The sequence below is a fragment of the Streptomyces sp. NPDC001056 genome (genome assembly GCF_053598955.1).
This window is the reverse complement of record NZ_JBSFLI010000100.1, coordinates 1-1,850: the sequence shown is the minus strand read 5'-3', so window position 1 is coordinate 1,850 and position 1,850 is coordinate 1. Positions and strand designations below refer to the sequence as shown.

At 64.9% G+C, this 1,850-nt stretch carries 2 protein-coding genes and 1 pseudogene; all 3 read left to right on the top strand.

Annotated elements, in window-relative coordinates:
• Window positions 1-180: 180 nt before the first annotated feature.
• Window positions 181-762 carry a hypothetical protein gene (locus ACWDD7_RS37655; protein WP_450460705.1) on the top strand — a complete coding sequence of 194 codons (582 nt, stop codon included), beginning with the start codon at window positions 181-183 and terminating at the stop codon, window positions 760-762.
• 168 nt (window positions 763-930) lie between these two features.
• Window positions 931-1,707 carry a hypothetical protein gene (locus ACWDD7_RS37650; RefSeq protein WP_224755981.1) on the top strand — a complete coding sequence of 259 codons (777 nt, stop codon included), beginning with the start codon at window positions 931-933 and terminating at the stop codon, window positions 1,705-1,707.
• A 47-nt stretch (window positions 1,708-1,754) separates the two neighbouring features.
• A pseudogene (locus ACWDD7_RS37645) lies at window positions 1,755-1,850 on the top strand (oxidoreductase); the annotation flags it as partial.

Sequence of the window (1,850 nt, the reverse complement as noted above, 5' to 3'; positions counted from 1 at the left end):
GGCCGCATCCTGAAGTCGTAGCGGGCGGGCAGGGGTTCGCCGGTCAGCCGGGCCCACGCCTGGTCGAGCACGCGCGAGCCCTCCCGCAGGTCGGCCGGCAACTCGACCGTCGACCTGACGAAAAACCAGCACTCGCGAGCGAATGACCGCGTCGCCCTGGATGTTGCGTTACGCCGGGCGTTGGCGGTGCTCGAATGTTGCGCATCGCACGGCGCTTATATTGAGCTCAACGATGTCAAAGTCGGGTGGGACTATCTCAAGGAACAAGGCCTGATTTCGAGCGATCTTGATGCCGAGTGGAACGAATCGGAACGCATCCTGCTGACCTATTACAACGCAGGCATTCTCACCTCATCGGATACAGAGCGTGTCCGGCATCTGGTGGACGCGATCGACGAACAACTCCGGGCCGCACGTGGCGAGGTAGTGGGCATCGTGGATGCCGTTTCCGCACTCAATCTCGCGCGGCTCAAATATCCATCGAAGAGCTGGATCGGCGACGGCATATTCGGTGCCGTGTTTGGCGCGATGGGCGGCGCGATCATCGGTACCGTGGCCGGCAAGTTCGCGGACGATACGACGGCCGTGAGCAACGTCGTCTTCGTTCTCGTGATACTCGGTTCGATCCTCTTCGCCCGCTACCGTCACCAAAAGAGCATCGTCGCGGCCGATGCGAGAATTGCAGCGGCACAAGCCGAGGTCGATCGCCTCGTCGTCCGGAATCTGTCTCCTTCGGCGGAAGTCTCGTCCGTCACCGCCTGACAGTGTTGCCAGATGGCTCGTCGTCGCACCGGATGCTACATTGGCGTCGGGCAGAACGAGCCGCCACCGGACGAGCGCAACTGCGCCGCCTGATCGCCATCGGGCAACGTGCGACGCCGAGCGTCGTCGCGAGCCGGCCGATCGCGCCTTTTCGCACGACCGCCAACCATGACCCTGTCCCGCCGCCATTTCCTTGCGACCTTGCCCGTGCTCCCGGCGCTGGCTGCCCGCGCGGCATCGGGTGCGCCAACCTTGCCGCGATCGATCGACCGCAACGCGATCATCCGCGCCGTCTTCGCCGACGGGGCTGCAGACCCCACTCTGACCGCGCGCCACGTCGCGCTGATCAACCGGCTTCGCGTGATGTGGGTGCCCGTCGAATCCGGTGCGCCCGGTATCGATCCGTCGCAGCCGCTGATTGGCGAAGGGCCACCGATCGCACTGGCCAAGGCGGCACTCAAAACCGACGACGATGCGCTCGCCATTCGCACGCTGGCCGAACTCGGCCGGCTCGTGCCGCAGTTCGTGGCAGGGGCTGGCACGCTTGCGCCGGGGCAATACACGATCCCGCCGGCGCTGCGCAAACTGTTCGCGTTCAAGGAAAGCGGTGTCGATGCGTCAGGCCGTTTCCAGCTTCGTGCCGCGCATCTCACCGTGCTGAGGGGCGCCAACTGGAGGACGGTCGATTCGGACGCAATCGAGGACGTGCTGGGCGAAGGGGACTTCTGGCCGATGCCGTACATCGACGGCAAGCGGCCGTATGGCGACCGTACCTACTATCAGTTCGACATGGCCGAACTGTTGGGCGAGCCGTACAAGCGGGATGGGCGAGGCAATCTGGTCGCGGAAGCGAAAAAGGATGCGCGGCTCGAACGCCTTCACTATGAAACGCTCGCTGCGCTGCAGGTATTTCTGATGCATGCCGGACTGACCCGCCCGGCCTGATTGCGTTGCGGTGCGGATCGTCGATCCTGCATCGGATGCTACGGCCGTCCGCGCCCGAGGAGCTGCGGCTGGCCGCGCAGGCCCTGGTGATCGAGATGGGCGGCGAGCCGGAGTGGATCAGCGAGGAGAACCGCCCGCTCTAC

Excerpts from the sequence above, each read along its gene's own strand:
- ACWDD7_RS37650 (WP_224755981.1), top strand. The coding sequence starts at position 931 with ATGACCCTGTCCCGCCGCCATTTCCTTGCGACCTTGCCCGTGCTCCCG.